This is a genomic window from Streptomyces sp. MnatMP-M17 (assembly GCF_900091995.1).
Lineage (GTDB): Bacteria > Actinomycetota > Actinomycetes > Streptomycetales > Streptomycetaceae > Streptomyces.
Genome location: NZ_FMDK01000648.1, coordinates 1 through 4794, shown reverse-complemented (window position 1 = coordinate 4794; position 4794 = coordinate 1). Strand labels below are relative to the sequence as shown.

The following is a 4794-nucleotide window of genomic DNA, read 5'->3' as shown; positions in this document are numbered from 1 at the left end:
CGGTACGCAGAGGGGCCGCCCACGGATCGTGGGCGGCCCCTCTGTAACGTGCGGCCGGTGGGATTCGAACCCACACGGGATTTCTCCCACGGCGTTCTAAGCGCCGCTCGGCTGCCCTTACGACACGGCCGCAAGCCACTTTCCATGATACCGGGCTTGCGGATTGGCGAGGCTGGGAGTGTCGACTAAGCCCGCTCTCCGCTTCGCTTTCGGCGGTCACCACCCCGGCACCAGGTGGTCGTTATCGCATGACAGTTGGGGCACAGCAGCCGGAGGTTCTCGGCCCGGTTGTCGCTCCAGTCACCGCTGATGTGATCGACCTCAAGTGTCATGGGCTTCCCCAGCCACTCGGGCCCGGTCCCGCAGCGAGCGCACCTCTCGGCGATGCCGATTTCGAGCAGGCATCGACGTAGCATCGCCGTCTTGGTGCGTCTGCGTCCGTCGTGCTTCACCAGAACCTGCTCCGCGGTTTTCACCGGGATCGGGCCCTGCTTGCCTCGTTGATGTGCCTGTCCGAGGAAGTGAGACGTGTCGATTTCATCCTCCTCGACCCACTGGTGGAAGAGCGTGCGCATACGCGTGTTGTCCGGCTGCTGCAAGCTGCGCAGGGTGGCGGATATCGAACAGGACCGATTGACGGCCTCCTGCAATTCGGCCGTGGTCGGCCGGGCCGTAGCGCCGCGCCTCCGTTGGCGTGGGAAGTGCGAGACGTCGATGCCCAGTTTCTTCATCCGCTCGGCTATGTACCTGCGTCGTGAGGAAGCCTTCGGATCAACTCCGAGCTTCGTCAATGCCTCTGACAGCGTCCTTGACGAGCTTGCCGCCTCTATGAGGCCCTCCCGTGTGTACTGACTCACCCGCATGGTGGTTCATTCCCCTTTGTGCGGCCACGTGTTCATGGCGTCGCACTGGATAACGAACCAAATATCGGATTATCACGTCCGGAAATCGGATCGGAGTTGCGCCGCTTCCGCCTCCGTCGCGACCGACGGTGGCGAGCCGGGCAAGGGGAGTTGGGCTGTTTCTCTTATGCGGGCTACCGCCACGACCCCCACCAGCGCCGCCGCCATCGCGTAGTACGCCGGGGTCAGATTGCTGCCGGTGGCGCTGATCAGGGCCGTGATCACCAATGGGGTTGTGCCGCCGAAGAGGGATACGGAGAGGTTGTAGCCCGCGGAGAGCGCGCCGTAGCGGACCTCCGTCGGGAACAGCGCCGGGAGCGCCGCCGACATCGTGCCGAGGAGGCAGACCAGCGAGAGGCCCAGCATCAGTACGCCCGCCGTGATCGCCGGGACGCCGCCCTGGCCGATCAGCAGGAAGGTCGGCAGCGAGAGGAGGAGGAAGCCGAGCATGCCGGTCATCAGCAGCGGCTTGCGGCCGAAGCGGTCGCTGAGGATGCCGATCCGGTTGATGATCAGCAGCAGGAACGCCATTACGCCCAGCAGGATGAGCAGTCCATGGGTGTCGCTGTAGCCCAGCTCGTCGGAGAGATACGTCGGCATGTACGACAGCAGCATGTAGTCCGTGACGTTGTACGCGCCGACCAGCGCGACGCACAGGATCAGCGTCCGCCAGTACTGCCGGAAGATCCTGCCCAGGTCGGCCTTCACCGTGGTCGTCACCGCCTCCGGCGCCAGCCGCTGGAACGCGGGCGTCTCGTCCAGCCGTAGCCGCAGATACAGGCCGATCAGCCCCAGCGGGCCCGCGATCAGGAACGGCACCCGCCATCCCCATGCCTCCATGGCGTCCGCGCCGGCCCACGCGTGCAGCGCGGTGACCAGTCCCGCCGCGCCGATGTATCCGGAGAGGGTGCCGAACTCCAGGAAGCTGCCGTAGTAGCCACGGCGTTTGTCGGGCGCGTACTCCGCGATGAACGTGGACGCGCCGCCGTACTCGCCGCCCGTGGAGAAGCCCTGGACCAGCCGGAAGAGGATCAGCAGGGCCGGTGCCCAGAAGCCGATCGCCGCGTACGAAGGGATCAGACCGATGGCGAAGGTACCGATCGCCATCATGATCATCGTCAGCGCGAGCACCTTCTTGCGGCCGATCCTGTCGCCCATGGGGCCGAAGACCGTGCCGCCGACCGGGCGTACGAGAAAGGCGACGGCGAAGGTCGCGAAGGAGGAGAGCAGCTGGACCGTGGAGTTGCCGGACGGGAAGAAGACATGTCCGAGCGTCACGGCCAGATAGCTGTAGAGGCCGAAGTCGAACCACTCCATGGCGTTGCCCAGAGCGGCGGCCCTGACCGCCCGTCTTGCCGCGCGCTCGTCGGTGACGGTGATGCCGGACCGGTGTGGTTCGGGATGACGTTCGACCGCGCCCGGGTCGGCCTCCTCGTCGTGCTCATGGCTGGCCATGGCGCGGGTCCCTTCCTCGGGCGAACGTGTTCAAACGTGTCCAAGGGAACCTTCTGCACGGTCATGGCGACGGCAAACCGAAGTCCCACTCACGTGGGACCCCGGTCACGCGGCCCTGGTGCCAGGCGTCTGTCAGATGCCGAGATCCTTGATGATCTTCGCCACATGGCCGGTGGCCCGCACGTTGTAGAACGCGTGCTCCACCTTGCCCTCCTCGTCGACGACGATCGTGGAGCGGATCACGCCGGTCACGGTCTTGCCGTACGACTTCTTCTCGCCGAAGGCTCCGTAGCTCTCCAGAACGCCCTTGGCCGGATCCCCGACCAGCGTGACCTTGAGGTTCTCCTTCTCGCGGAACTTCGCCAGCTTCTCCGGCCTGTCGGGCGACACACCGATCACGTCGTATCCGGCGTCGGCCAGCAGACCGAGATTGTCCGTGAAGTCGCAGGCCTGCTTGGTGCAGCCCGGAGTGAGGGCGGCGGGGTAGAAGTAGACGATGACCTTCCGGCCCTTGTGGTCCGCGAGCGAGACGTCCTTGCCGTCAGCGTCGGGCAGGGTGAAGGCGGGGGCGGTGTCGCCGGGGCTGAGTCGCTCGCTCATGGTTCTCCTCGATGGAGGTCGGGTGTACGTGGCCGAGCGTAATCGGGGGTGCCGTCGGGTGCGGCGACGGCGAAGCTGACAGACTGTCGAGGAAGTACTGCTGAAGTACTGACGAAGGACTACCGGACACGACGACGGAGGCAGCGCGGTGTCGGATTCCAGGACCCCGGCGCAGATCGAGGCGGACATCGTCCGCAGGCGCGGGCAGCTTGCCGAGACGCTGGACGAGATCGGGGTGCGGGTGCATCCGAAGACGATCGTCGGCGACGCGAAGGCCCGGGTGGTCTCCAGCGTGGATCACACGGCCGGACGCGCGTTCGTCGCGGTGAACAGGGTGGTGTCGGGGGCACGGGCGCCGTTCATCGGACTGGACGGCGGGCCGCGGCTGGAGCGTCTGGTTCCGGTGGTGCTGATCGCGGTCGGCGTCGTGGGGCTGCTCGCGGTGTCGATGCGGCGGCGCAAGCGCTGACGGCGCGGCGGCTGGCGCGCGTCGGCCGGCCGCACCGAGGCCTACGGCGCCTACGGCGTACGGCTTACCCCTGTGGCGCCCGGCACGGGCGTAAGCAGGTAGGTTCTGAGTCGTGAGCGAGAAACCCCACAGCCAGCACGACAAACTGCCCATCCGTATGCTCCATGACCGTGTTCTGGTCAGGACGGACATCCCGGAGGGCGAGCGGCGCTCGTCCGGCGGCATCGTCATTCCCGCGACGGCGGCTGTCGGCAGGCGGCTGGCCTGGGCCGAGGTGGTGGCCGTGGGGCAGAACGTACGGACGGTGGAGCCCGGTGACCGGGTGCTGTACGACCCCGAGGACCGGGCCGAGGTCGAGGTGCGCGGCGTGGCGTACGTACTGATGCGGGAGCGCGATCTGCACGCCGTCGCCGCCGACCGGTTCGAGGGCTCCGAGGACTCCACCGGGCTCTATCTGTAGCCGTTGTAGCCGTTGTAGGTGCCGTAGCCGCTGTAGTCGGCGCGTGGCCGTCCATGGAAGCCGCTGGTTCTGCCGATGCCGACGGTTCCGTACCTGGAAGTGGAACCGACTCCTCCAGGGACGGAAGCGCCGCCGTAACCGTGCTGCTGTGACGTCTGCGCGCGCGCTGATCCCTGGACCTGTCCTTGGCCCGATGTCTGGCCTGTACGGTCCGCGCGGTCCGGACGCGCCTGGGACCCTGACCCTGATCCCTGCTGTTGTCCCGGGGCGCGGGCGGTGCCACCGCCGTGTCCGCCCGTCGGGCCATGGGCCGGGACTCCGGGCCGGGCGACGGACCAGCCCTCCGACCGTCCTTGTGGCGCCTGCTCCTGCTCTTGCTCCTGTCCAGGCCCTCCGTCGCCGGATCCTCCGTCGCCTGACCCGTCCCCGTCACCGTTCTCGTCCCCGTCCGGTCGGCCCGCGGTGTCGCCCGGCGCTCCGCCGCCGAATTCGCCGAACGGATCCGATCCGTCCTCCGGTGAGAGCATCTCCTCCGCTCCGTCGTCCATCCGCAGATCGAAGTCCTCGGTCCGGGTGTCCCTGAGGGCGGCGGCCGTGAAGCGGCCCCAGATCTCGGCCGGCGGTCCTCCTCCGTTGATACGGGGCTGGCCCAGCGCGCCGTACAGCGGTCTGTGTGCCGCGGTCTTCGGATCGGCGCCCATCATCGCGACGACCGTGGCCAGGTTCGGGGTGTAGCCGGCGAACCAGGCGGCCTTGTCGTCCTCCGCCGTGCCCGTCTTGCCCGCCGCGGGCCGGCCGGCCGAGAGGGCCGCGGTGCCCGTGCCGCCCTCGACGACGCCGCGCAGCACCGCGGTGGTGGTGTCGGCGGCCTCGCGGCTGATGACCTGCCGCGGGTCCCGGGGGGGGAG

6 protein-coding genes and 1 tRNA gene are annotated in these 4794 nt (G+C 68.1%); 2 read left to right on the top strand and 5 right to left on the bottom strand.

Annotated elements, in window-relative coordinates; all coding sequences use genetic code 11:
- Positions 1-49: 49 nt before the first annotated feature.
- From GA0115259_RS27190 to bcp, 4 genes are all read right to left on the bottom strand, one after another.
- Positions 50-132, bottom strand: a tRNA-Leu gene (locus GA0115259_RS27190).
- A 53-nt stretch (positions 133-185) separates the two neighbouring features.
- Positions 186-731: an HNH endonuclease gene (locus tag GA0115259_RS27185; protein WP_237540530.1), complete on the bottom strand. Its 546-nt coding sequence runs from the start codon at positions 729-731 to the stop codon at positions 186-188.
- Between the two features lie 204 nt (positions 732-935).
- Positions 936-2357 carry an MFS transporter gene (locus tag GA0115259_RS27180; RefSeq protein WP_093601929.1) on the bottom strand — a complete coding sequence of 474 codons (1422 nt, stop codon included), beginning with the start codon at positions 2355-2357 and terminating at the stop codon, positions 936-938.
- A 132-nt stretch (positions 2358-2489) separates the two neighbouring features.
- Positions 2490-2957, bottom strand: coding sequence for a thioredoxin-dependent thiol peroxidase (gene bcp, locus GA0115259_RS27175; RefSeq protein ID WP_093601927.1), 468 nt, complete (start codon positions 2955-2957; stop codon positions 2490-2492).
- Positions 2958-3105: 148 nt separating this feature from the next.
- Between bcp and GA0115259_RS27170 the strand changes: the two genes are divergently transcribed.
- On the top strand, positions 3106-3426 hold the full coding sequence (locus GA0115259_RS27170) for a DUF3618 domain-containing protein (RefSeq protein WP_093601925.1): 321 nt from the start codon (positions 3106-3108) through the stop codon (positions 3424-3426).
- 157 nt (positions 3427-3583) lie between these two features.
- Positions 3584-3886, top strand: a complete 303-nt coding sequence (locus GA0115259_RS27165) for a GroES family chaperonin (RefSeq protein WP_046506547.1) — start codon at positions 3584-3586, stop codon at positions 3884-3886.
- Here GA0115259_RS27165 and GA0115259_RS27160 read toward each other — a convergent pair.
- A partial coding sequence (locus GA0115259_RS27160) for a penicillin-binding transpeptidase domain-containing protein (RefSeq protein ID WP_256098160.1) occupies positions 3877-4794 on the bottom strand: 918 nt, incomplete at its 5' end. The genes GA0115259_RS27165 and GA0115259_RS27160 overlap by 10 nt on opposite strands.

Coding starts and splice junctions, on each gene's coding strand:
- GA0115259_RS27185 (WP_237540530.1), bottom strand. CDS start 731: ATGAAGAAACTGGGCATCGACGTCTCGCACTTCCCACGCCAACGGAGG.
- GA0115259_RS27180 (WP_093601929.1), bottom strand. CDS start 2,357: ATGGCCAGCCATGAGCACGACGAGGAGGCCGACCCGGGCGCGGTCGAA.
- bcp (WP_093601927.1), bottom strand. CDS start 2,957: ATGAGCGAGCGACTCAGCCCCGGCGACACCGCCCCCGCCTTCACCCTG.
- GA0115259_RS27165 (WP_046506547.1), top strand. CDS start 3,584: ATGCTCCATGACCGTGTTCTGGTCAGGACGGACATCCCGGAGGGCGAG.